The sequence below is a fragment of the Salegentibacter maritimus genome, from assembly GCF_016236915.1.
In the GTDB taxonomy this organism is placed as follows: Bacteria; Bacteroidota; Bacteroidia; order Flavobacteriales; family Flavobacteriaceae; genus Salegentibacter; species Salegentibacter maritimus.
Genome location: NZ_JAEHOK010000016.1, coordinates 75,466 through 98,977 on the forward strand (window position 1 = coordinate 75,466; position 23,512 = coordinate 98,977).

12 protein-coding genes are annotated in these 23,512 nt (G+C 37.2%); 1 reads left to right on the top strand and 11 read right to left on the bottom strand.

Annotation, left to right across the window (positions count from 1 at the left end; all coding sequences use genetic code 11):
* Positions 1–5: 5 nt before the first annotated feature.
* The 11 genes from I6U49_RS12600 to I6U49_RS12650 form a co-directional block, all read right to left on the bottom strand.
* Positions 6–1,733 (bottom strand): GMC family oxidoreductase, encoded by a 1,728-nt coding sequence (locus tag I6U49_RS12600; protein ID WP_198629070.1) that lies wholly within the window; start codon positions 1,731–1,733, stop codon positions 6–8.
* Between the two features lie 448 nt (positions 1,734–2,181).
* Positions 2,182–4,086 (bottom strand): SusD/RagB family nutrient-binding outer membrane lipoprotein, encoded by a 1,905-nt coding sequence (locus I6U49_RS12605; protein WP_198629071.1) that lies wholly within the window; start codon positions 4,084–4,086, stop codon positions 2,182–2,184.
* A gap of 10 nt (positions 4,087–4,096) precedes the next feature.
* Complete coding sequence (locus tag I6U49_RS12610; RefSeq protein WP_198629072.1) at positions 4,097–7,222, bottom strand: SusC/RagA family TonB-linked outer membrane protein; 3,126 nt, start codon at positions 7,220–7,222, stop codon at positions 4,097–4,099.
* Positions 7,223–7,764: 542 nt separating this feature from the next.
* Positions 7,765–8,931, bottom strand: a complete 1,167-nt coding sequence (locus tag I6U49_RS12615; RefSeq protein WP_232804714.1) for a PNGase F N-terminal domain-containing protein — start codon at positions 8,929–8,931, stop codon at positions 7,765–7,767.
* A 122-nt stretch (positions 8,932–9,053) separates the two neighbouring features.
* Positions 9,054–12,203, bottom strand: coding sequence for a glycoside hydrolase family 2 TIM barrel-domain containing protein (locus I6U49_RS12620; protein WP_198629074.1), 3,150 nt, complete (start codon positions 12,201–12,203; stop codon positions 9,054–9,056).
* A 210-nt stretch (positions 12,204–12,413) separates the two neighbouring features.
* A complete protein-coding gene (locus I6U49_RS12625; RefSeq protein ID WP_198629075.1) occupies positions 12,414–13,502 on the bottom strand; it encodes an SGNH/GDSL hydrolase family protein in 1,089 nt (362 codons plus the stop codon).
* 8 nt (positions 13,503–13,510) lie between these two features.
* Positions 13,511–16,201 carry a sodium:solute symporter family transporter gene (locus I6U49_RS12630; RefSeq protein WP_198629076.1) on the bottom strand — a complete coding sequence of 897 codons (2,691 nt, stop codon included), beginning with the start codon at positions 16,199–16,201 and terminating at the stop codon, positions 13,511–13,513.
* 393 nt (positions 16,202–16,594) lie between these two features.
* The gene (locus I6U49_RS12635; RefSeq protein ID WP_198629077.1) at positions 16,595–18,091 is read right to left on the bottom strand and encodes a sialate O-acetylesterase; all 1,497 of its coding nucleotides are present in this window, start codon (positions 18,089–18,091) and stop codon (positions 16,595–16,597) included.
* A gap of 4 nt (positions 18,092–18,095) precedes the next feature.
* Positions 18,096–20,132: a family 20 glycosylhydrolase gene (locus I6U49_RS12640; RefSeq protein WP_232804715.1), complete on the bottom strand. Its 2,037-nt coding sequence runs from the start codon at positions 20,130–20,132 to the stop codon at positions 18,096–18,098.
* A gap of 94 nt (positions 20,133–20,226) precedes the next feature.
* On the bottom strand, positions 20,227–21,570 hold the full coding sequence (locus I6U49_RS12645; protein WP_198629078.1) for a Gfo/Idh/MocA family protein: 1,344 nt from the start codon (positions 21,568–21,570) through the stop codon (positions 20,227–20,229).
* A gap of 42 nt (positions 21,571–21,612) precedes the next feature.
* A complete protein-coding gene (locus tag I6U49_RS12650; RefSeq protein ID WP_198629079.1) occupies positions 21,613–22,299 on the bottom strand; it encodes a formylglycine-generating enzyme family protein in 687 nt (228 codons plus the stop codon).
* A gap of 225 nt (positions 22,300–22,524) precedes the next feature.
* Between I6U49_RS12650 and I6U49_RS12655 the strand changes: the two genes are divergently transcribed.
* Positions 22,525–23,505 carry an IS110 family RNA-guided transposase gene (locus I6U49_RS12655; protein WP_198627550.1) on the top strand — a complete coding sequence of 327 codons (981 nt, stop codon included), beginning with the start codon at positions 22,525–22,527 and terminating at the stop codon, positions 23,503–23,505.
* The last annotated feature ends 7 nt before the right edge of the window (positions 23,506–23,512 follow it).

Here is a 23,512-nt window from a genome sequence, read left to right on the forward strand (position 1 = left end):
TCTCTTTAAACATTTCCTTTTTTAAGTTCTTCAATCAAATAATCTGTAGCACGCCAGGCCAGGGCCAGGATAGTCCATGTGGGGTTTTTATCGGCCTGGGAAACAAAGGGCCCGCCATCCATAATAAACAAATTGGGAACATCATGAGCCTGGTTAAATTTATTTACAACCGAACTTCCCGGATCGTCGCCCATTCTGGTAGTTCCTACTTCATGAATAATTTTACCGGGTTTTTCCAGCCCGTAATTTGAGTCTTTTCCGGGCTTGTCACCCAAAGGAATGGCCCCCATATTATGCATCACCTCTTCAAAAGTATCTTGCATGTGTGCAGCCTGTTTTATTTCTTCATCAGACCAATTATAGTTGAATTTTAAAACAGGGATTCCAAATTTATCTACCGTATTTACATCTATTTCACAATAATTGTCTTTTCTGGGAATACTTTCACCTCTTCCTGCCATTCCAAAGGTGGCTCCATAAAACTTTTTCACATCTCTTTTTAATCCGGTGCCATAAGCGTTTCGTGAAGTATCTCCAATCACTTCTTGTAAAGCTTGTGTGTTAAACCCAAATCCATAGGCCGGCATACTCATTCCTCCCCAATATTCTATATGATAGCCACGGGTAAAACCAAGATGCTTACTGTCATTAAGCCACCAGGGAGTATAAAGGTGCATACCCCCCACTCCATCTTCGTTATAGCGTTCCCGGTCCATTAATTTAGGAATAAAACCTCCTCGTGAAGAACCTGTAGAATCATGCAAATATTTCCCTACTACTTCACTGGAGTTAGCAAGACCATTAGGATGTTGAGAAGATTTGGAATTAAGTAGAATTCGGGCAGAGCTACAAGCACTGGCAGCTAATATTACCACTTTAGCTTTAATTTCGTAATCTTTTAAATCTTCTTTATTTATATAAGAAACCCCGGTAGCTTCCCCCTCGCCGTTGGTCAATACTTCTCGTACCATAGCATTAACATACAAATCTACATTTCCTGTCTCTGTAGCCGGTTTTACAAGCACTGATGATGATGAAAAATCGGCGTATGCCATACAGGATCTTGAACATTGGTTACAAAAAAAACAGGCTCCTCTTTCCTTATTCACAGGCTTGGTAAGTATAGACAAACGTGAGGGAATCATAGGGATACCGGCTTTTGTAGCACCTTTTTTAATATACAACTCGTGAAGTCTTGGTTTTGGAGGGGGTAAAAAGAACCCGTCTGGTTCGTTTGGAAGGTTTTCTTTAGTACCAAATACTCCTATTAACTTATCAACTTTATCATAATAAGGTTTCACATCTTCATAACCTATGGGCCAATTATCGCCTTTGCCATCAAAATCTTTTCTTTTAAAATCTAAAGGACCAAAACGCAAGGAAATACGCCCCCAATGGTTGGTTCTCCCACCTAGCATCCTGGAGCGAAACCAGGAAAATTCGGTGTTATTATTTTGGGTATAGGGTTCGCCTTCTAATTCCCAACCACCATAAGCCATATCAAAATCACCAAAAGGCCTGGTACTACCAGCTCCTCTTCGGGGCGACTCCCAGGGCCATCTAAGTTGGGTACGTTGTTCGTTATTGGCAGGGTCAAAATCTGGGCCGGCTTCCAGCAATGCTATTTTAAAACCTGCATCTGCCAGTAGTTTTGCAGCCATACCACCACCAGCTCCCGATCCTACTATACAAACATCATATTGTTTTGGTTGCTTTTTTATTTGAAACGACATTTTATTCAAGTTAAGATTTGTTATTTATTAGATAATCGAATTTACATACTTCGAGTTGGCTAGCCTCTCCGTGAGTTTCCCTAAGGTAATTTACCAGGCACCCCCATTCAATTCCTAAGTTATTAGTGTTGAATTTTAGAGATATACTTGTAATTACCAACTAATCCTATTGAAGTATTGCGAGTTGAAGCAAAACTTTCAACTTTCCACGCTGAAAATATTAATTTTTTATTGTATTCATTTAGGTTTTCGTAATATTTTTTATTTATAACCTAAAAAAATCACTCAAACTAGACATTCCAGTAATATACACATGCATTGACTAAAGAATAAAGGCACAACAAAAACTATGTAAAACAAGAAGGGGTGTCGATTAACATCGACACCCCTTCTACACTTTACTTATTTCTAGAATTTAGAAAAGTAAGAATTAATTAAAGCATTTTAATTATTCTGATTGTGCCCACCATAGCGGTGTAAACACATCATCACCTCCATTTAAGAAATTCACTGCCTGCTGATAACCTTCACTATCGCTATTACGCAATCCAGAAGGGTACTTTAAACGTTGTGGGAAGAAATCCTGATGAACTTCCATATAATTACTCTGATTTAAATTTGGATGATCTGGAAGTGGGTTTTCTACTGCGGGATTCGGAAAGAATGGTAATCCCAACCTTCTGTGATCGCTCCATGCCTCTAATGGTAAATATGGAAAGTGAGCAATATATTTTTGTGTTATAATCTTAGTTAGATGATCGTTTTTAACCTGACCGTCTTTATATAGATGATTATTAGGATACTTAATATCAACAGTAGATTCTGCTCCGGTATAACCATTTTTATATCGCATTTTATGAGTTTGTGGCGGTTCTGAAGTATGATCCCAACTTACAGAAGTACCGGCGTTATTATACTCCTCAGATGAAAGATACTCATTAACCATACTAGAGAGCCCCCAATATACAAAATTAGCTTTTATTCCTTCTTCATAGGCTGTTTTACCGTCCATTGGAGTATTCCAACCTTTTTCAGCAGCTTCAGCTACCAGAAAATAAGATTCCCAGGGAGCAAAGAAAATTCTTTTCTTACTTCCATCTCTAAAAGGCAATTTCATTCTTGGAATAGTGCCTATATAAGAGTACAAAAAGTTTTTGGCTCCTTTTTTACCCCAACTTCCCGGAACAGATGCATTCCAGGTAAAAGAAGCATCTATTGAGTCTAATACTTCTCCAGCATCATCTACTAAAGGTCTTTTAGTATTTCTGGCATCACTTGTCCAGGTTGGATAAAATGTAAATTCTGAATCATCAAAATCACCTGGAATCCCGAAGGCTTTATAAGCTCTCGGATCTATCTCTTTATACAATCCGTCAAACCAAAAGCCAGCCTTTGGGGCATTGGTTTTTGTTGCAAAATGTTCATCATAAAGCAAACCTGCATAGTCTTTATCCTTTACATAAGGAGCAAAAGACTCTCCCAAAACCGAGGTACTTTCTATTCCACCAAGCCCAATAAATAAATCATTTAAAGTTGCTGAAAGATATTGTGCGTTCCACTGTCTGGACATCGGTGCGGTAAAGTCGTCCCATCCACCTTTTTCCTGAACAGCAAATGCTTCATCCATATTTAGAATAAACTCATTTGAAGCAGCTTCTTCAAATTCCTTTTGAGCCATGCTAGGGTCTACTTCAGATAAACGCATAGCTAAACGCATACGCATGGAATTCGCATATTTATTCCACTTATCATAATCGAATCCAAAAGCAGGATCCAAGCCATCATCTGGTTTTTCAGACAACTCTGTATCTAATTTTGCCGTTGCATCCTTCAATTCTGCAAGCATATAATAATATACATCTTTAGTACTTGCAAATTCTGGATTTACCTCTTGAAAAGCTTCAATTGGAATAGGCCCAAAATTATCGCTCATCTCACTCATAAGATATACTCGCCAAATTCTGGAAATTTGCAAAACATTCTCGCTATATTCCTTAATATTTCCTTCCTCAATTTGCTTATGAGCAATATCAATACCAGTATTCACATGGTTTAACCAACCAGATACCGCATTAAAATAATCGTTAGACCACCCATCACTAGCACTACCTACCGGCAAAGTGTTAGTTCTATCCTGTCTTGAAGCAGCTTTCCAATACAAAACAAATGCGCGTTCTGCCACGTGAGGATTTTGCTGAGCTCCAGTTATAGCATTATTCAAAAAATACGCTACCTGCACCTGCTCTTCATTGGCTGCAAAAGGATCTTCATTAATCTCTTCAAAATCTGAACAAGAACTTAGTCCTGCTGCTAATCCGATTGCTAGTAATGTCTTATTTATATAATTTTTCATATCTATTTTTTTAGAAACTTAATGATACATTAAAGAAATAGCTTCTTGATGTTGGTGAAGAACCATTTTCAAAACCTGTTGCATTTGTACCTGTTGCAAAAACAGATTCTGGATCAATTCCATTCATATTACTATCTATCATCCAAACATTGTTAGCACTTAAACCAACTTTAGCTTTTGTAAGGGCCAGAACATCAACCCATTTTTCCGGTAAATCATAGCTTAAGTTAATATTTCGTAACCTAATATTAGTAGCATCATAAATATTAGCTTCGGTTATCCCAAGGTTTCCAACTCCAGCTACCGCCTCCCAGTAATTTTGGTGACTTACAACTGCCTGGTTTTCCTTATATACATTTTCACTTGCTCCCTCTGGAGTAACATCTATAACCCCATCTACCACAAAATCTTCTCTTTGTCCGTTCACTACCGTTTTTGCTGCAGTTCCCTGCAATTGCATTGCAGCATTTGTACCAGAGAAAATCTCACCACCAAACCTACCATCAATTAGGAAGCTAAAATTAAAACGCTTCCATTTAAAAGAGTTATTCCATCCCACTAAAGCATCGGGCTGCTGGTTTCCTAAGTAAACCAGGTCTCCGTCAGACTCCAATGGCAAACCGCTCTCATTTAAAATAAGCTTACCAAAGTAAGGACTATTTTGGTCTTCCACCCTTCTAAATTTAGTACCATAAATATTACCATAGCCAGAACCAGCTTCTGCAATAATCTCTACATTGTCATATCCGCCTAAACTATAACGATCTAAATCTGGTGTCAGCTCATTAAGTGTATTTTCATTCTTAGAGAAGTTTACATTTGTACTCCAAGATAAACCTTCAGGGTTATCTAAAATAGTTGCATTAAGCATTACTTCTATACCCTGATTCTGAATATCCCCTGCGTTAACTTTCTTCTTAGAATAACCACTTAGAGGGTTTAGGTCTATTTCAATTAATTGTCTGGTAGCATTTGTTTTATACCAGGAGAAATCTAAACCTATTCTGTTATCTAAAAATCTAAGGTCAAAACCTGCTTCCCATGATTTAATCAACTCACTTTGCAAATCTGGGTTATACAAAACATTATTTCTTCCCGCCAGGGTTTTGTCATTAGAGTTTTTACCTAAATAATAAGAGTTATACAATTGGTAAGGGTCCAAATCGTTACCTACCTCTGCATAAGATGCACGAAGTTTACTAAATGTTATCCAGCCAGGCATTTCACCACCAGTATCTTTTATAAGATCGTTTAGCACTACCGAAGTACTTACAGAAGGGTAAAAGAAAGAACGATTTTCTTTACTTAAGGAAGAAGACCAATCGTTTCTACCGGTAAGATCTAGAAATAAATATCCGTCATAATTAAGCTGGAAAGTACCGTAAATAGAGTTTATTTTATATTCGGTAGAACCTTCTTCAACTGTAGCTCTTTCTACCCCATTATTAATAGAAAAGAAATCCGGTACTTCTAACTCCCCAACATAAGCTTCTAATCTACTGGATTTTCGATGCATTAGGTTCCCCCCTAAAGAACCACTTACCCCAAAGTTACCTAGAATATCATCCTTTCTGGCAGTAAAAAGAGCACTGAAGTTATTCTCCATAAAAGTCCTTTTACCCAGACTATATATTCCATTATCTACAATAGGGCTACCATCGTAAACCTTCTTCTCGGTGCTGGTAGTATACATATCACTACCTCCTTTAATTTCACCGGTCAACCAGTCTGCAAACTCATATTTTAAAGATCCATTTAATAGAAAACGATCTCTAGAGTCTGTATTGGTATTATATTTTGCATTCCAATAAGGATTTACCTGATCTGCATTGAACCAGGTCATTTTCCCAAATTCATCCTTAGGGTTCTTAAAATCTCTAATATCTACTGAACTTGGTAATTTATACATGGTGAAAAAAGCATTCGATCTATTATCTCCACTTAAAGGACGGTTTGTAGCTTTGTTATTCATATACTGTACCTTAACATCGGTAGTCCATCTTTCATTGGGACCAAAAGTTGTTGTTGCCCTTGTTAAAAGATTGGTTCGGTTCAATTCTGCACCTGGAATCATACTTTCATTATCGAGATAACTAACCGAAGAGTAAACCGAAGTATTGTTTACCTTTTGTGAAAAAGAGAGACTTTGATTTAAGCTCACTCCAGTGTTAAAGAAATTTCCAACATTATCATAAGCCCTTAATGGCACTTCCTGTCCGTTATAATCTGTAACTAATTGTCCTTCAATTTTTGGCCCCCAACTTAAAGTTGATTCTTCACCATATATATTGTTGGTTCCCTGTGCAAATGAACTCTGCATATCAGGAGTTAAAAATAATTCCTCAAAACCCAAGTTTACATTATATGTAATACCCAATCCTTCTTGCGCTTTACCTGATTTTGTTGTGATCAAAATCACCCCATTACCAGCTCTAGATCCATACAGAGCTGCTGCAGAAGCACCTTTAAGAACCGACATACTTTCAATATTCTCAGGATCAATGTCACCCAAGCCATTTCCTGTATCCCGACTGGGATTAAAATAATCATTATTTTCAGCTCCCGTGAAGTTATCCATAGGCACCCCATCTACCACTATAAGTGGCTGGTTATCTCCTGTCAAGGAGTTATTACCCCTTAAAACAATTTTAGAAGAACTAGCAGGTCCACCGCTACCACGTACAACGTTTAATCCTGCAACCTTACCAGTGAAGGCATTAGCAAGATTACTTTCACGACTTTCCACTAATTCCTCTCCACCTACTTCCTGTAATGCGTAGCCAAGGGATTTCTGCTCTCTCTTAATTCCAAGAGCCGTTACCACCACTTCATCAAGCGCCTGGGTATCGGGGGCTAATTTAATTTGAATTTCCGAACCATCGGGCTTAACTTCCTGGGCTATATACCCCAGCATAGAAAACTGTAGAGTACTTCCCTCATTAATTTCAATACTAAACATTCCATCGAAATCGGAAGAGACCCCATTGCTAGTTCCTTTTTCAATTACGTTAACTCCCGGAAGCGGCATGCCGTTTTCGGCATCTACAATACTACCGCTCACCGTTTGAGTTTGTGCCAGCATCAAATTAATGCTGCACAAGAATAAACAAGCAAACAAGAATAATTTTCTGTTCATTACACTATAAGTTTTAGTTAAATTTAATCACAAGGCAAAACCCTGTTTTCTTAATTTTAACCAAAAATTGATATAAATTTTAAATATCAATAATAATTTCGACTGACAACACATTTCAATCGCTGGACAAACGAAAACGTTATCGTTTAACCTAATTAAAGCTTCATTTATAGCTAAAATGCACGAAGACCATAAAGTTTTATATTCTTTTTATGGGAAATCAAAGCCTTAAACAAAAGTTTTAATTACCAAAAAAATCAATATATCTTAGACTACTAAATTTGATTTTTAACATGCTAGCGGTGCATTAACTGAATACTAAAAAAATCTTAAAAAACGAACAAAACTAAAAGCCTTAGATTAACTCTGTTACCCCAAAAACAGCAATTAAAAACATCTAAAACTCAATTTTATTAAAGCTGAAGTAGGATTCACCACTAAACAAAAAATTAAAATTATACAAGAAAGCGGGACAAACATAGGTTCCCACCTGTTTTGTCCCGCCTTAATTTTTAAAATTGATATATAGATCTACCTATATCTTATTCTTCATAAACAAGATATGCCGTAACCAACCAGTGATTCAGTTTATCTCCGTCTACTGGGGTGGCATCAATATCAATTAACAGCTCATGTTTTCCCGCTTGCAAATCTCCAAGATCTAACTCATAAGGCGCCACTTTTGAACCGGGGCACCAATTAGACCTCGATAAATCTGAAGAAGCCAAACGCTCCTGAACCTCACTAAAAACTTTTTCTCCCTGTCTATTATAAGCTCGAGCTGAATCTTTACGAATCCAAACGCCAGAAGATGGATTAAACCTTCTAAAACTTGCGCAGTCGTCTCGCCATGGAATGGTATCTAAAACGGTATCAGAATTGAATTTCACCGTATTTCTCAACTGTATAAATTCATCACCACCACTATGTCCACCATGACCGGTTGTAATGTAATAAAGCTTAACGTTTTTAGCTTTCTCCGGTAATTCAAACTCTGCTTTTAGCGGACTAAAAGCAAAAAGGTCGGGATGTTTTTGTCCTGCATAATAAACAGTATTTACCAATGGCTTTACAATCTTCTTACTTAACTCACGCCCAGAATACTCAAAATCGACACTAATAGTATAACCCTCAGGCGTCCAGGTATCTATCCAGGCCCCTATAAGTATTTCACCTGTAAGCTCGCTTTCTAACTGAGAAACATCCATCTCCCAGGACACTTCATCTTCCCACCTTGGAACATAAACAGGCCTATTATACTTTATGTTTGGATTCTTTTCTTCATCACTGTAGTATCCCACTCCAAAAGGAGTCATAAACCTTAAAACCTCCAATGCAGGCTCATAATCTCCTCCCAATTTAATTCCCGGGTATTCACCACGTCCTGCCTCTTTCGGGTAAGAAGCATTTCCTTTCGCTACATCAATAAAGTCTAGCTTATCTGGATTTGGAATTACAAATAGAGATCCAGATTTATCCCAACGATCGCCGGCAGATTTCACTGTTACTTTAACCTTTAAATCAGTACCCCTGGGATATTTGGGAACATTGATTTTCTTTAAAATAATACGCCCGGACTGTAGATACTCCACATTGGCAATATTTTTCTTTTCCCCATTAAAATTTACAGGCACTTCATCAAACACACTAATTGTTTTTACCTCCTGCGCCAAAACAGGAGTAATTATAAGTGCAAAAGCTAGGCTCAAACAATTTTTAACTATAGATTTAAGCATTATTGTATACTTTATTTAATATTTATTTTGATTTAAATTTATTCACAAAGTGAAAACTCACAATTATAAAAGTTGGTAAGGTCTTCAATAGTCCTTTACTCTGGACTTATCTTAAAGCTGTAGTTATATTCCTTATTTGTTAACCAGTACTTTTTTAAAGGCAACCTACCCCAACTGTTAATACTTCCAAGCCCCATTTGTGCAGCATCTATAAAAAGATTTGTTAGCTCTCTTTTATTAATCTCGCCAGCGTGTCTTTGTTCACGTTTTTCTCCATCGTCAAGATCTTCCATAAGATAATTTAGGGCTGTAAAATTAAAAGGCTTGTTAGCGGTTATATTCAAATTAATACCACTTCCTTCTAAAATTAACCAACGTACATCGCTTTTATTACCGGTTTCCTGCGGACGAATGTATGGATAATATTGCTCATCTACGCTTTGGTCATAAACTTTAATGAGCGCACTTTCCTTTCTATCAGCATAGCTTTCGTAAGGTCCGCGACCATAATACTTCAAATTATCAAAGCCTGAAGGCATAGCCACCTTCATTCCCACCCTAAAAATCATAGGAACCTCCTGATCTTCATCAATATTCAATTTAAAATCTACCAGAATTTCTCCCGCTGCATTTAGTTTATAGTGAAGTTTTAAATCGGCATGCACTTCTTCTAACCTATAGCTGGCCATTACGTTAAGAATGCCGTTTTCATGATTTTGCTTCAAACTTTTAAGTTCCAAATTTTCGGCAGCTTCTTTCCAGGGCCTTAGTTTTGCTTGCAATCCTGCCCCGTAATCGTTATCTACAGGAGCCCTCCAAAAGTTAGGTCGAAGCGCAAAATCTTCTTTGATTATATTTTTCCCATTAACTTTATATTCTTTTAAAAAGCCTGTTTCTTTATCAAAAACAAAACTTACTTCTTCTGAAGTAAAGCTTAATTCTGTATTGCTATTTTCAGCCTTTAAACCTTCAACGGGAACTATATCCAACACTGAAGTTTTCCTTTCCTCCAATGTTAATTGTTCCTCTGCAATTATATGACCTCTCTTTAAAAGTTCAGTTTTTTCTTTAAGGGTATAAAAAATGTTTAAAAAAGCTTCTTTAAACTCTTTCCCTTCTATATTTACCGGTATTTCAAATTCTTTAGTTTCCTGTGGGGCAACATTAAACTCCGCTATTTCGCCAGATGCTACTATTTCTCCGTCTAAGGCAACTTCCCAATTAAGCTTCACATTTGAAAGATCGCGGAAAAACTGCTCGTTATAAACGCTAATTTTCCCAGATTTATCTTTCAATTTTGTGTGAATTTCCTGCTGCACCTTTTTAACCTGCCAGGCATGTGGATTTGGATCCCTTTCCGGACTAAATACCCCATTATTCAAAAAGTTATTGGCACTTGGGGTTCCTTCCGGACCAAAATCTCCACCATACGCCAGGATTTTGGTACCATCATCTAATGTTTTATAAATAGACTGGTCTACCATATCCCAAATAAACCCTCCCTGAAAGTTCTTATGGTTTCTAATAAAATCCCAATACTCTACAAAGTTCCCAATACTATTCCCCATAGCATGTGCGTATTCACACATAATATACGGCCTATCCATATTCGGGTTACTTTCGGCATATTGCTTCATATCGTCTATAGAAGGATACATAGGCGGAATAATATCGGTGTTCCATTCTACATTCATTTGCCCTTTTGGCTGCCCGGGAACAATAGCACGCTCATGCTGTACCGGCCTGCTTGAATCTAATTCTTTAATCAGGTCGTAACCCGCATAAAAGTTATATCCATTCCCGGCTTCATTTCCCATACTCCAAATTATGATTGAGGGATGGTTTTTATCTCTTTCTACCATTCGCTCCAATCGTTCTAGATGTGCTTCTTTCCAATCGGGATTATTTGCAAGTGTCCTGGTAAGCGCATACCCCATTCCGTGAGATTCTATGTTCGCTTCATCTACTACATAAAGTCCGTACTTATCACAAAGCTCATAAAAATAGGGGTCGTTAGGATAATGCGAAGTTCTAACTGCATTAAAATTAAATTCCTTAAGAACCTTAACATCCTGAAGCATACGTTCACGAGAAACCACCTGCCCCGTGGTAGGGTCTGTATCGTGCCTGTTAACCCCTTTTAAAAGAACAGGTTTCCCATTCACCAATAACTGTCCGTTTTTGATTTCAACTTCCCTAAAACCTACTTGTTGTTCAATTACCTCCTGTAGTTTTCCTTTTTTATCTTTTAGTTTAAAACTAAGTTTATAAAGGCTAGGGGTTTCGGCGGTCCATTTATCGGGATTTTGAACATTTATTTCAATTTTTCCCAATTCCTGCCACTCGCTTATACTTTTTTCTGAGCTGTAGATTTTCTCGTTTTCACCTTCAAGGACAATTTCCAATTTATGCTTATCGCGCTTAGGGATTTCGGTGAATTCAGGGATAATACTTAAGCTTGCATCTTTATAATTTGCATCCAGGTTAGTGTTGATGGTGAAATCCTGCAACCTTACTTTTTTTCTTGCAAAAAGGTAAGTATCACGGGTAATACCGCTCATTCTCCAGTAATCCTGTCCTTCCAGGTAAGAGCCGTCACTCCAGCGCATAACCTTCATAACAACTACATTTTCGCCGGTTTTAACATAGGGGGTGATATCAAACTCCTGAGATAATTTAGAGTCTTCTCCATAACCAACATACTCTCCATTTACCCATACCTGAAGATTTGATTTTGCCGCGCCTACGTGCAAAAACACATCTTTGCCGCCCCAATGTTCACCAATTTCAATGCTGCGACGATAAATTCCGGTTGGATTATGATCTAAAGGAATTTTCGGAGGATCAACCTCTATAAGATTATCAAATTCGTAGGTGGCGTTTACATAAATAGGAATACCATAACCATGTACTTCCCAATTTGCCGGTATTTGAAACTTTTCCCAGGATATCTCGTTAATCCCGGAAGCATAAAAATTATCTGGCACTTGTTTAGGGCTTTTATACCATTTAAAATCCCACTGGCCATTCAAGTTGATATAATTCTCTGAGGCCTTCCAGTTTTTTGTTTCTGCTAAAGCTTCATTTTCAAAAACCATATAATAAGCCCGCATAGGCTCCCTATTTTCCTGATTTTTTTCAGGATTAAGGTAATATGCATCCTGACTGTGCGTATTTTGGTTTATCATTAGCACTGCCAGAAGACTTAAATAAGCTAAAATCCGGTTTCTTTTTAATTTAAACATTCTTATTTATTTCGATTAATTCTTTTATTTCAAGTAAGGTGTTTTAAAAAAGATATTTACTCATACTAAATCAGCAGCTTTTGGCAAGCTAAAAAAATTATCAACCTGAGTCTAAATATTGCTAAATTCAGTAGTACAAAAAAGAAATTTAGACCAATAACCTGCCATTAGGGCTGAATCGATCGACAAGTGTTAATGCTAAGTATTTTTTCAATTAACTATTTTCAATAATAATCGACCATAAGCCTCGGCATACTTTTTCATTCCGGCGTCATTAGGATGAACCCCATCTATAAAATCATCCTGATCTAAACCAAGATCTTCATTTTCCAAAAGATAAACATTTCTATAGCCTTTTCTTTCCAGGAATTCAAAAGCTTCCCTATTTGCATTGTTTAGCAATTGATATTTCTTTTTTTCGGGATTATATACTTCACCATAGGGGTAGCCTGCATGATCGGTGAGTACTATTGGTGTTTCAGGATTTAATTTCCGAAGGGCCTCCACACTTTTTATAAGTCGCTTTTTAGCTTCTTCGGCATCCAAACCCTGGCCGGGATTAAAGTTTGCGAGACAATCTAAAACAAAAATTTCTGCCTCTAGTTGTGAAAGGTAGTTAATAACTTCTTTCTCCAGTTTCCCATTCCCAGAAAAACCATAGTTAAAAACCGGAATATCAATTTTTTGTGACAAAAAAGTAGTCCAGGTAGTACCAGGTCTTCCCGAGCACGCCCCCTGGGTAATGGATGTTCCGTATATCACAATGGGTGCCTGATTATTAACCGGCACATTTCTAAAAAATGAATCTTTATCCACACCAATCTCCATATAGGAAACAGTATTATAAAGCGGCAGATATAAACGTAGATTATGCTTTATGCCATTTACAGTATCTTTTAACCGGTAATGATATGAAATGGTATCCTGAAATTGGTAACGGCCCTTAAGCCATTTCCAGGTATTATCTTGAGAGAGATACAAATCTACCCCACTAACGCCGGTAGCAGGCATATGCGGAAATTGTAATGGCCCATTCACCACATATTTAACAATAACCCGAGAAGCATCGGTCTCAAAATCAACATAAACGCCGGAAGGGTTCTTAGATAACTCCCAAACTCTTTTTCTTACCAGGTTTTGCATAGAATCGGGAAAGCGTTGATAAGGATTAGATGTAGAAGCCTTTACTTTTCCACCCAGCTCCATTTCTGCTGTATTATACCAATCTAATTCTACCTCATTCTGCCCTATTGAAATGCCAAAGCATAACAATAAAACCAAGCTTAGAAAACTTTTCATTTCTATAATTAATTTTGATTTAAGTGCTTATGATAAACCAGGTCTTTAGAATTATTATTGTTTTCAACCTTAAATATCAAACTAGCCAAATAGCCCCCTATTACACAAACCGGAATGGCGATAAGCGGATAAATATAAAAATTAATAGGCGTATAATATTTAACGAGCACTAAAGAAGCTACACTAAGTACAGCCCCAATCAAGGTACCCACCCAATTGGCTTTTTTAAAGAAAATTCCCAACATAAACACTCCCGCCAGAGCACTTCCAAAAAGACCTACTATTTCCTGAAAAAAGAAAAATAGCGAAGCAATTGGATAAGCTGCCATAAACGCAGCAACCGAAGTTCCCAGTACACCAACCGTAATGGTTACCCACCTGGCAACTTTCATAGTGGTAACTTCTGTATGATTCTTATTAAATCGTTTATAAAAGTCTACTGTAATTACGGTAGAAACACTGTGCATACTACTATCAAGGCTAGACATAGCTGCAGAGTAAATTCCGGCAATCACCAAACCGGCTACTCCCGGAGGAAGATGGTCTGCAATAAATAAAGGGAATATTCCGTCGTTTTGCATTCCTACCTGTAAAAACTCGGGATTATCCCTAAAATAAACATATAGGAAAGTCCCCATTAGGAAAATAAGCAATCCTGCCGGAATAGAGACAATTCCGTTCATCCAGATACTTTTTCTGGCTTCTTTTTCATTTGAAGTTGTTAAATAACGCTGTACTACCGCCTGATCTGTGGTGTACGGAGCAAAATTAAGGGCAAAAGTCCCTAAAAATAAAGACCAGGTTACCACTTCGGTATAGCTCCATCTAAAGTCGAAAAGTTGAAATTTACTATCTTCATAAGCCGTAGAGAAAATATAGCTCACATCTCCTATATCTACCGCTATATAAATAAGGCCAAGAATAAGACCACCAATAAGTACGATTACCTGAATAACATCGGTCCAAATAACCGCTTCTATACCTCCCATTACAGTATAAACAATAGCTAATATCCCCATAATAATAATGGCCGAATAAATATCTATGCCAACTACAGTAGATAGAGCAAGTGCAGGTAAGTAAACAACAATTCCCATTCTGGCCAATTGAAACAGCACAAAAGAACCACTTCCAAACATCCTGATTACAATATTAAAGCGTTTTTCAAGATATTCGTAGGCAGTTGTAATATTCAACTTTCTAAAAAATGGCAGATAAAAGGTTATAATAAGGGGCACGATAAGTAAAATGGTAAAGTAACCGAGATAAGCTTGCCAATCGTAACTAAATGCCAGTGCCGGTTGGGAAAGATAGGTAATAGCACTTAGCATCGTAGCATAAATACTCAAACCGGCCGCCCACCATGGTATTCTACCTCCTGCTAAAAAATAATCGGAAGTACTTTTATTTCTTCTTGAAAAATACCACCCAATTCCAATCATTAAAGCCAAATATGCAATTAAGGTTGTATAATTAATCCATCCAAAATCTGTTTCACGAGGAGTCACATTAATTTTATGGATAGCTGATGTACGTACTCCGGGGCTAAGCTCCCCTAACGGAATAATAATATCGTCTTCCCACTGTAGGGCTTTTGCCACTACTTGAGTTTTACCCGGAATTTCACCTCTTTTGGTCCAGGTATCGGTAATCGTGTGATAGGCCCAAATAGTTTTTGAAAAAGAAGTGTTTTGAAAGTTCTCTGAAATTGCCTGGGATAGCGAATCGATTTTACTGGCCACAATGGAAGAATCAAGGTTTTGCTGTTGAAGCGCTTTTAGTTGATTTTGTAGCTGAAGTCTATCTTTGTATAGTTGATTTTCACCTCCTGCTCCTCCAAAGATCAAAATATGCGCATCTCCTAGCTTGGTTGCCGGAGCAGCCCCGATATAACCGCCGTCTAACCCGGGGGTTTCATTTGAAGGGACATCGCCCTTGGCTATCCATTTTTTTGACAAGGGATTGTATTGCCATACATCTGACAAAAACTCGTTTGGATCTTCGGCACCGGGGTTGTAATGGGTACCACTAAAAACATAAACCACATTGGTCTTTCCATTGTTTTGAGCTATTACCACCGGTTGAATACGTCCTTTCCCCGGAATATCTTCCAGCTGTTTCCAACCCTGGAGATCTGAATACGAGTAAAAAGCTTTTGTAGACTTACCTCCCGGCTCTTTTTGACCTCCGGCAACATAAATTTTGTCGCCAATTAGGCTTGCTTCCATATTTGCCAATGGGACGGGTAAAGAAGGTTTTTCTTCTACCAAAAGCTGTTTAGCTTTTGCATCCCATTTTAAAAGAAAAACATCTTTGTAAACCCCCTCTTTGTTCATCCCCCCAATACACCATAAACCTTCACTGGTTGTTACTGAAGCGCCATAAGCCATTGGCTTAGAAAGACTTTTATCTACATTTATCCAGTTAAATTCGCTTTTATCCTTTTCAAGTACATAAATATTATTGTAATAAACCTTATCACCACCATCCCAAACAGAACGATCCGGAAAATTAGCTCCGCCCGCAATTATCAATGCATCATTATGAATCCCGGTAAAACTTCCGTTCACCCCTTTCTCTAAAGGTAAATTAGGTAAGGAATCCCAGCTAAATTCTATTTTTTCATCGGTTTGTGCATTTAATGAAGGGGCCGTAAGCACAAAAAATAAACTTAAAACCCAAAAAAGACGAATATACATATACTATATTTTTTGGCCTAAGATACTAATTTTGTATTATGTTATACATATAAACCAAATATTTTCTTTAATAAGTCTTAAATTTTAGCGAAGATAAACGAACTCAGGGTCCAGATACAGCTTATTAATAAAATTAAAAGAGTCCAAAATGAATAATCTCTAATCTTAAACTTTATCTTTTTCCAATTTTTAAAACTAATAATAAGTAAGATGAATTGCGCCAGGGCAAAAGGAATGGTAATCATCTCCATAACTACCCCTATTAAGATGTAATCGAGTTTAAATATGTGATAGTTCAGGTATAAAAAGCCAAAGTAGCCTGCGATAAAAAGACTTACCCAAAATAAGCGCTTCGAGGAATAAGCTTTTTTCACGGACTTTATTTAAATTCAATTAATCACTTCGCACAACCTCTATCTTAAATGTAGATGCCGGTAATCCTTCAGAGTTTCCCAGGTTGCCAATTGTATAGGCCTGCCAATTGTAGTAAATATACTCAGGTTTTTCTGCACTGGGAAATATTATTTTTTTGTCTTTAATTTCTCCCGTTAGTTCCGTTTTGCCATCAATAGAAAACCCACGAACAGCTTTCTCATCTAAAGTTTGTAAACCTTTCGCGGTATATTTAAATTCAACAATAATGTTCCCATTTTTATATTCCGCTTTTTGAGGAAGCGGGCCAGAAACTATAATATCTTTTCCATATTCATTTTTTAAAGCCCATCGAGCAAGCCTTTTTCCAACGGCTTTTTTGTTACGGGGGTGGATATCATTCCTGTTCCCAACATCACTACTCACCGCCATTCCAACATGTTCCAGCTCGTTTAGAAGTTCTCTTTGACCGTTCCTAAATTCAGGCCAAAAATGGGAATCGTAATTGGTAGTATCTATAGAAGATAATTGTACCCAGTAAAAAGGTAAATTCTTATCTTTCCATTGCTTTCTATAATCCTTAATCATTAGTTTTTGAAGTTCGGGATATTCATTTACTCTTGCCATTTCCTGGGCATTGCTTTCACCCTGATACCACAAAATACCCTTTATAGGCATTTTTAAAATAGGTTTTACCCCCGTTTTAAATGCGAAACCGGGCTTGTAAGCATGGTTATTTATAGCCTGGCTATGTCCAACATTCTGCATTCCGCGTTCTCGTATCCAAACCGGAAGCGCATCATTTTTCAACCAGTTTCCCTTTGTTTTAGCAACAAATTGTTTATTCTTTTTTAGCGCCTGTATATCAATAAAAGTTTCAATGGGTGCACCACCAATAGCTAAATTTATTAATCCTATAGGGGTATTTTCGGCGTTTACTATTTCCCGACCAAAATAATAACATACCGCACTCATATCCTTAAAAGAAGAACTATCGCTTTCCTCCCATTTTGATTCCTGAAAAAGAATGTTATTGCTCAGGCTATTTAATTGGTCTTTATCATAGGGGGTTCCATAAATATTCTTGCCAATAAAAGTTGGGTTAAAAAAGCGTAGATTAGGATTTTTAGCTTCTTTTTTAGCTTCCTCATAATGCATTTCTGCCTGCATGGGCCACTCCATATTAGATTGACCTATAAGGAGCCATACATCGCCTACAAGAATATTGTTAAGGATTATCTTTTCTTCTGAAGACTTAACCACAAGAGTTTGGGGTTTTGTGGTGGCTTGTTGTTTTTTAAAGACGATTTGCCAGGTAGAATCGGCTCTTACCGAAGTTTGTGCGGTTTCATTTAAAAAATTGACCTGCAATTTATCACCGGGCACGCCCTTACCCCATATTTTTATTGGTTTATCCCGCTGAAGCACCATATTATTAGTGAATATTTCCGATAACATTGTTTGGGAACATACTTGTTTAATAGATAAAAGCAATACAATAAAAAAAATCTGTTTCATAATCTTATTCTTTTGATGTTAAAAACCTGATTCCTTCCTGCTCCAGGGGAGCAAAAGTAAACATCCAGTTTTGGTAATTACTGCTTCCCGGTACCCGAATTAAAATTTCGTTATAGCTTTTTTTTAAAGAAATTTTTGTGGGTTCACGGGTCCAGTACAATTCTTCGTCCTTCCAGGATACTTCCTGGTCTTTTTTACTTCCCCACCCGCTGGTTCTTTCCGGTTTCCATCCAGAATTTTCCCAGTTGGGAGCAGGAACTTCCATGTTATTTACCCATAGGCTTCCTCCACTAACATCCCATTTTCCTTTTTTAGGAATTCCCGTATAAGCGCGATTGCTACGAAAAGGAGTCTCAAAACCAATCCAAACCGGTATTTCTTTAGGTTCTTCTGCATAAATATAGGTATGTGCAAAATAAGTTTCTCCTGGTTTTGCATTTGGGTAATAGCCGCCCTGCTTAAACCTATCTTTAATAAAAACCGAGTTTCCGGTGGCATTTTTCCAATAAATGACGCTATCTCCAACCGAATAGGATTTTTTAATTTCATGGAGGTTTTCTTTATCTTTAAAAGGCCCTATCAACTTCCATTCTGTATTGGCCTGGCGCAAATATTGAAAAGGCACTTCATTAAAATAGGTTTCTTTATGATATAGCAGATAGTCTTCGAAAGCAGAGAAATAGGTATGAGCTTTTGTATTTTTTTCAGGAACCCTGGTTATATATTTAGAAGAAGCTTTCTTGATATCGGCAGTCCAGGTAACCCAGGCATAGGTTAAAATAGAAGAGTATAGCGGGTTTTGCCTTACGGCATCAAAATGCTCATCAATATTAACATCGGGCCAAAGTGCCACAATCCCACCAAGCATTTTATGATTGCTATCCCTGCCTATAGGTTTAAATAACAATCTTGGGATTTGAAGCATAGGTTCGCTATTATTTATATAAGAATTTTGAGAATCAATTCCCGTGAGGCCAGATTGTGAGCTTTTATCAACTTTATTTTCTGGCTTCCAGGATTGCCGAATTACCTTATTGTTTGCAGGTAAACCGGGATCCCATATAATAGCTTTCCTATTATTAGCTTTCACCAATCCAAGCATGCGTTCCATAAAAACTTCAGGTTGAGGGATATCGATTTCATCTGATCCCAGGTGAACTATAGGTGCCATTTCCCTGGGAATTTCTTTAAAAAACTCATTTAAAACCACTTCTAAAATTTCCATGCCCTTTTCAGATTCCATCCTATGACCAGTGGCTTTTGTAAAAGAATCGCTATGGCCCGGCATATCGATTTCCGGAATAACCTGTATCTGCAATCTATTGGCATAATTTATTAACTCCCTAATTTCGTTATAAGTATAGTATTTCCCGGGATCGCGGGTAGGCCTATGATTTTCAGCGGCATTAAGTTCGGGGTATTTTTTACTTTCAATACGCCAGGCAGGATAATCGGTTAAATGCCAATGAAAAGTGTTTAGTTTATATTGAGCCAGTATATCCAATTGCTTTTTTAAGGCATTCAGGGGTTGAAAATTCCGACCTACATCAATCATATAGCCCCGCAATTTAAAAGCAGGTTCATCTATAATATTTACAATGTAAAAGCCTTGATTAGCATCTGCTATCTGCTTAAGAGTTTGAATAGCATAGAAGAAACCAGCCTCTGAAGCTGCTTCTATATTTATACCTTCATTTGTAATTTTAAGTCGGTAGGCTTCACGCGACAGGCTTTGGTCTTTTTTGAAATATACTTTCTGTTTTGCCGTATTCTTTAATTCAATCCCTTTTTTAACAAGTAGTTCCTTTAAGCTATTTTTTATCTCTGGAGATAAAATTTTATGATTGCTCAATTGAAGTTTATCGAAATCTATTGTTTCCTTCCCCCACTCTACCTGCTTAGGATATGGTATTAATTTTACGGGAGCTTCCTTTAATTCTTCAGGACTTAGGCTAGCTGTAAAATCATCCTGAGCAGTACTTTTAAATGTACATAAGATTAAAAGAAGTATTAGTAGGATCTTGTTTTTTATAAATTTCATATTAGCTGGTTTTAATAATGTATTATGTATCATATATAAAATTAAAAAAATAACTGCTTAAAATTTTAAACAGCCATTTTTATAATTCAAAAGTTTAGATTACCCTTGTTTTTCCGGGTGTAGGAATTGTATAATGCCCATCGGAATTTGGTGTTACGGGTGGCGTTGAATTCCAGGATAAATCTTCAGGCACCAGTTGTAAATTAGATTTTATCGCTTCCTCATATTTAATAAACTGCCCAGAGTAGGTTGCCATACGTCCCATAATTGCAGCCATAGTACTTTTAGCCCCGTTTTCGGCATCACTTATTACTTCGCCATTTCTAATTGACTCAAATAATTTATTATGTTCTTCCTGATAAGGATTTGGATCGTTTCTACTTCTATATCTAAAAATATCATTTCCTTGAAAATCAACTAACTTCGCCACACCGGCATCATTGGTTTCAACAATACCTTTAGTACCCTGGAAGCCTTCTCCTACTTTAGACATGGTACCGGGTTGGTGCCTACATTGACTGGATATTACGGCTCCACCGGGATATTTAAATTCCACAAAATGATGATCGAAAATCTCTCCATGATCGGGTCCTGTTCTTACCTGTCTTCCTCCCATTCCCTGGGCCGATATAGGGTACTCACCAATAAACCAGTTTGCCACATCAATATTATGAATATGTTGTTCTAAAATATGATCTCCACAAAGCCAATTAAAGTAATACCAATTGCGCATTTGGTATTCCATTTCAGATTGGTTTGCCTGTCTTGGTTTTACCCACACCCCACTACTGTTCCAATAAACCTGCCCGGATAAGATTTTACCAATTTCACCCTGTTTAATTTGTTCTGCTGTCTTTATATAGTTTCTCTGATATCTTCTCTGCAGGCCAACTACAACATTTAGTTTATTTTCTTTAGCTATTTTAGCTGCGTCCAGCACCTTTCTTATTCCCGGTACATCTGTAGCTACCGGTTTTTCCATAAACACATGTTTACCGGCATTTACGGCATATTCAAAATGATAAGGTCTAAACCCGGGAGGTGTAGTTAAAATTACAACATCAGCCAGGTCTATGGCCTTTTTATAAGCATCAAAACCGGTAAAACAGTTTTGTTTTTTTACCTTAACTTTATCTGAACCAGAAAATTCTTTTTCCAACTGAGCCAGGCTTCCTGTTAATCTGTCTTCAAAAGCATCTGCCATAGCCACCAATTCAACATTGTCATCTGCTTTTAAAGCCTGGTTTGCAGCTCCGGTACCGCGCCCACCACAACCCACCAGGGCCAATTTTAATTTTTTATCGTTAAACACATTATACATGGCGTTCATTTCCATAGCAGGCATCATCATTCCTGCAGTGAATAAAGCGGTGTTTTTACAAAACGTTCTGCGGGAATTCTTATATAATTGAGAAGTATTTGGTTTATTCTTTTTCATAATTTAATTCTAAAGTGGTGCATTTAATATTCTTTTAAAACTTTAGGGATTTTCATTGCCCCAATATTTAACTTTATCTTCTACAGATGGTGGGTTGGGGTCGCGAACAATCCTAAAACCTACAAAAGCAGCATCTGTATTCCACCACTTACTTTTTGGAAATTGCGGATCGCGCATTTTCCAATTTTCAGAAGAAGCTAATCTTGCTGCACTCCTTAAATATTCGGCATCGTCATAATATGAACCCCCACGAACGCTGTGCGGATATTCTTCATTCGGAATTTCAAAGGGATTTTTTGTTAGTCCAGAGCGATTTTTATAAGTTTCGGAATCATAAGCATCTAATGTCCATTCGGCTACATTCCCATGCATATCATAAAGCCCCCACGAGTTAGGTTTTTTAGTTCCTACAGCGTGATAATGCCCATCGCTATTTTCATAGAACCAGGCATAATCTCCCAAATTTTCGGGAGAATCCCCAAAATGATAGGCCGTTTGGCTCCCTGCCCTTGCGGCATATTCCCATTCAGCTTCCGTGGGAAGCCTGTAAAAGTAACCGGTTTTAGCTGAAAGCCACTTGCAAAATTTTTGCGCAGCCAAATAGGTGATATTCACCACCGGCATCCCATCTCCTGTGCCCATTCCCAAACTCATATCTACATAAGGTATGGTAGCACCCGAAACGGCATCAACTTTTATATCTACATCGTTAGCCTTCTTTGAAAGCATAGTGGCTCCAGATTCCTTTAGACTTGCAAGAGTAAAATTTGTGTAAATTAAGGATTAAAAAAGAGTAGGCTAACTATAACAAGTTCCAGTTAAAAGAGCTATATGCTGATTCAGTACCTACTCTTTCCCTAAATAGTAACTCAAATAGAAATTCGGGATTAAAAGCCCATTATTAAGGAATTGAGTCCTATTTAATTTAATCCATTCATAACTAAAACCAAAATTATGAAAAATTCATTGACTTTTGTAGGTATTGATATCAGTAAAAACACATTGGATATTTGTTCTATAAAAGGTGAGAAGAAACTGGCCAAACGTATTGATAACAACAAAAAAGCTATAAAAGTTTTTTTTAGTGGCTCAAAGCCACAAAGTTTAAAAGTCTGTATTGAGAATACGGGGCGATATGGCCGTAAGATTATTGAAGTCTTAACCTCTTTAAATATCGTTTTTTACGAAGTAAATCCTTTGCATTTACACAAAAGTATTGGACTCACCAGAGGAAAAGATGATATTATAGATGCCTTCCGTATTGCTAAATTCCTGGAAAAAAACCACACAGAACTCGAACCACATCAAAAACCAGAACCGGGAATAGAAAAGCTGAAAGCACTTATATCCCATAGGAACCTGTTAATTAAGCAAAGAGCCCAACTCAAAGCAAAAAACAAAGAAAACCTACTGATTGCAGATCTTGACTTGCCGCAACTGGAAGAGCACGGAGCTGAACTTATTCAATTACTAACTGAAAAAATAAAACAAACCGACAAATCAATAATTGAGGTTATTGAGCACAATAGTGTATTGAAGCACCAATACCATTTAATACGTGCTATTCCTGGAGTAGGTCCTATTTTATCGTGGAATATGTTGATTAAAACAAATGCATTTAAATCGATCACAAATCCTCGTAAATTTGCCTGTTATGCTGGAGTGGCGCCATTTTCAAAAAGTTCAGGAACTTCTGTTTTTGGTAGGGCATCGGTTTCTATCTATGCAGATAAAGGCATTAAGAAAATACTGCATTTAGCAGCCATGAGGGCGATCCAATTGCCTTCTGATTTAAAACAATATTACCATCGAAAGGTAAATGAAGGCAAAAACAAAATGAGCGTCTTAAATGCTGTAAGAAATAAGATCATTCATAGAATTTTTGCCATCATAAAAAATCAAAAAATATATAATAATAACTTGCAAGTGTCATAGAAATCAG

Excerpts from the sequence above, each read along its gene's own strand:
- I6U49_RS12635 (WP_198629077.1), bottom strand. The coding sequence starts at position 18,091 with ATGAAACAGATTTTTTTTATTGTATTGCTTTTATCTATTAAACAAGTA.
- I6U49_RS12605 (WP_198629071.1), bottom strand. The coding sequence starts at position 4,086 with ATGAAAAATTATATAAATAAGACATTACTAGCAATCGGATTAGCAGCA.
- I6U49_RS12655 (WP_198627550.1), top strand. The coding sequence starts at position 22,525 with ATGAAAAATTCATTGACTTTTGTAGGTATTGATATCAGTAAAAACACA.
- I6U49_RS12610 (WP_198629072.1), bottom strand. The coding sequence starts at position 7,222 with ATGAACAGAAAATTATTCTTGTTTGCTTGTTTATTCTTGTGCAGCATT.
- I6U49_RS12625 (WP_198629075.1), bottom strand. The coding sequence starts at position 13,502 with ATGAAAAGTTTTCTAAGCTTGGTTTTATTGTTATGCTTTGGCATTTCA.
- I6U49_RS12600 (WP_198629070.1), bottom strand. The coding sequence starts at position 1,733 with ATGTCGTTTCAAATAAAAAAGCAACCAAAACAATATGATGTTTGTATA.
- I6U49_RS12645 (WP_198629078.1), bottom strand. The coding sequence starts at position 21,570 with ATGAAAAAGAATAAACCAAATACTTCTCAATTATATAAGAATTCCCGC.
- I6U49_RS12620 (WP_198629074.1), bottom strand. The coding sequence starts at position 12,203 with ATGTTTAAATTAAAAAGAAACCGGATTTTAGCTTATTTAAGTCTTCTG.
- I6U49_RS12630 (WP_198629076.1), bottom strand. The coding sequence starts at position 16,201 with ATGTATATTCGTCTTTTTTGGGTTTTAAGTTTATTTTTTGTGCTTACG.
- I6U49_RS12640 (WP_232804715.1), bottom strand. The coding sequence starts at position 20,132 with ATGAAATTTATAAAAAACAAGATCCTACTAATACTTCTTTTAATCTTA.
- I6U49_RS12650 (WP_198629079.1), bottom strand. The coding sequence starts at position 22,299 with ATGCTTTCAAAGAAGGCTAACGATGTAGATATAAAAGTTGATGCCGTT.